Source organism: Tahibacter caeni, assembly GCF_024609805.1.
GTDB lineage: Bacteria > Pseudomonadota > Gammaproteobacteria > Xanthomonadales > Rhodanobacteraceae > Tahibacter > Tahibacter caeni.
Genome location: NZ_JANFVR010000525.1, coordinates 1 through 2,163, shown reverse-complemented (window position 1 = coordinate 2,163; position 2,163 = coordinate 1). Strand labels below are relative to the sequence as shown.

Sequence of the window (2,163 nt, the reverse complement as noted above, 5' to 3'; positions counted from 1 at the left end):
CGCCTGCAGCGTGCGCGGCGGCTGCTCGCCGAACTGGACGCGCTGCGGCCGGCCAGCAACGACGCCGCAACGGCGCCGGCCTATCTCGCCGCGCTATCGCAGCTCCTGCGCCGCGTCGCGCGCGCGGTGCGCCCCGACGCCGGCAGTCTCGGCGGCGCGGACTGGATCGGTTTTCTCGATCGCCACGGCGACGGCTTCGCCGCCTATGCGGATGCACTGACCGACGCGGCCTGGCGTCCGACCGCGGACGTCGACGTCGATGCGCTGCACGCGCTCGCGCGGCGCCACCTGCAGCGCGTGCTGCGGAGCGAGCTGCGCCATGTTTGAGTGGGCCTGGCCCTGGCTGTTCCTGCTGCTGCCGCTGCCCTGGCTGGTGCTGCGCTGGTGTCCGGCCGCCGACGAGCAGGGTGCCGCGCTGCATCTGCCCTATGACGGCGTGCTCGATCCGGCCGACGTCGCCGGCGGCGCGCGCCGCGCATTCACGGGCCTGGGGCTGGCGTGGCTGATCTGGGCGCTGCTGGTCACCGCGGTCGCGCGGCCGCAGTGGGTCGGCGAGCCGGCCGACCTGCCGCGCAGCGGCCGCGAGCTGCTGCTCGCGCTCGACGTGTCAGGCAGCATGAACATCGGCGACATGAACATCAGCGGCGAGCAGGTCACGCGCTTCCAGGCCATGCAGGCCATCGTCGGCGATTTCGTCGCGCGGCGTGCGGGCGACCGCGTCGGCCTGATCCTGTTCGGCTCCAACGCCTATCTGCTGACGCCGCTGACCTTCGACGTCAAGACCGTGCGCACGCAGCTCGACGAAGCCACGGTCGGCCTGGCCGGCCGCGAGACCGCGATCGGCGACGCGCTCGGCCTCGCGGTCAAGCGCCTGCGCGAGCGGCCCGAGGCGCAGCGCGTCGTCGTGCTGCTGACCGACGGTGTCAACACGGCCGGCGAGATCGAGCCGCGCAAGGCGGCCGAGCTCGCGCAGAAGGAAAAAGTAAAGGTGTATACCATCGGTCTCGGCTCCGAGCGCATGCGCGTCGACGACTTCTTCGGCAGCCGCACGGTGAATCCGTCGGCCGATCTCGATGCGGCGCTGCTGACCGAGATCGCCGAGAAGACCGGCGGCCGCTTCTTCCGCGCCCGCGACACGGCCGAGCTGGCCGGCATCTACCGCGAGATCGACCGGCTCGAACCGGCCGCCGACCAGAGCGAGCGCTTCCGCCCGGTCAGCGAGCTGTTCCATCTGCCGCTCGGTCTCGCGGCCCTGCTCGCGCTGCTGCCGCTGCTGGACCTGCGCCGCTACGCGGGCCTGATCCGGAACCGCGCCGCATGATCGCCGAATTCCAGTTCCTGCGGCCGGCCTGGCTCGCGGCGCTGCTCGCGCTGCCGCTGTTCTGGCTCGCGCTGCGCGCCGACGGCGGGCTGCAGCGCAGCTGGGCGCGCGCGGTCGACGCGCATCTGCTGCGCCACCTGCTCGCCGGCAGCACGGCGCCGCGGCGCTGGCCCGCGGCCGTGCTCTCCGTCGCCTGGATCATCGCCTGCCTCGCCCTGGCCGGACCGGCCTGGGAGAAGCTGCCGACGCCGCTGTACCGCAACCAGGCCGCGCGCGTGATCGCGCTCGAGCTGAGCCCGAGCATGCTCGCCGCGGACCTCAAGCCGAACCGGCTGACGCGCGCGCGCTTCGCGATCCACGATCTGCTCGACGCGCTCGGCGACGGACAGGTCGCTCTGCTCGGCTATACCGGCGACGCGTTCGTCGTCGCGCCGATGACCGACGACGCGGCCACCGTGCGCAACCTGCTCGGCGAACTCGATCCCGGCATCATGCCGGTCGGCGGCAACCGCACGGCGGTCGCGATCCGCCGCGGCGTCGAGCTGATCCGCCAGTCCGGCAGCGGCGGCGGCGAGCTGATCCTGGTCTGCGACACGGTCTCCGGCGACGCCGGCAGCGCCGCGCGCGAGGCGGCGCAGCAGGGCGTGCGCGTGTCGGTGCTCGCGGTCGGCACGGCCGAGGGTGCGCCGGTCAGCCTGCCACAAGGGGATTTCTGGAAAGATAGCAAAGGCGACATCGTCGTGCCGCGCGTCGACGCCGTCGCGCTGCGCCGCGTCGCCGAGGCCGGCGGCGGCCGCTACGTCGCGCTCGACGGCGGCAGTGTCGACCTCGCCGCGCTGGGC

At 73.6% G+C, this 2,163-nt stretch carries 3 protein-coding genes; all 3 read left to right on the top strand.

Going from position 1 to position 2,163, the window contains the following annotated elements; all coding sequences use genetic code 11:
* Positions 1–327 (top strand): DUF4381 domain-containing protein (locus NON22_RS23420; RefSeq protein WP_257389399.1); only part of this gene is annotated, 327 nt, incomplete at its 5' end.
* Complete coding sequence (locus NON22_RS23415; protein ID WP_257389398.1) at positions 320–1,321, top strand: VWA domain-containing protein; 1,002 nt, start codon at positions 320–322, stop codon at positions 1,319–1,321. The genes NON22_RS23420 and NON22_RS23415, both read left to right, overlap by 8 nt.
* A partial coding sequence (locus tag NON22_RS23410) for a VWA domain-containing protein (protein ID WP_257389397.1) occupies positions 1,318–2,163 on the top strand: 846 nt, incomplete at its 3' end. The genes NON22_RS23415 and NON22_RS23410, both read left to right, overlap by 4 nt.

Bases quoted from the DNA above. Each gene is read 5' to 3' on its own strand.
- NON22_RS23415 (WP_257389398.1), top strand. From the start codon at position 320: ATGTTTGAGTGGGCCTGGCCCTGGCTGTTCCTGCTGCTGCCGCTGCCC.